Source organism: Opacimonas viscosa (genome assembly GCF_024199005.1).
Classification (GTDB): domain Bacteria; phylum Pseudomonadota; class Gammaproteobacteria; order Enterobacterales; family Alteromonadaceae; genus Opacimonas; species Opacimonas viscosa.
Window position 1 is genome coordinate 1 of record NZ_JANATA010000413.1, and the last position, 213, is coordinate 213.

At 52.6% G+C, this 213-nt stretch carries 1 pseudogene; it reads right to left on the reverse strand.

Going from position 1 to position 213, the window contains the following annotated elements:
* Positions 1 to 213, reverse strand: a pseudogene (locus NLF92_RS14100) (porin); the annotation flags it as partial.

Below are 213 nucleotides of genomic sequence, written 5' to 3' on the forward strand. Positions count from 1 at the left end.
CGCCGTCAAATTCTGTGCTGTAAGTCACCTCACCTTCGATACGAGGTACAGATTCTTCGCGGTCGGCGGCACCATTTACTGGTGATGGATCAACTAAAGCCACAGCGACTTTAAGACCACCGGCGAAGGTTGGAGAGGTATAGCGAATTTGAGAAGCCGGGAAGGGGTAGGTGTAACCTGAACCAATGTTACCGAACGATACGCCCTGGCCGT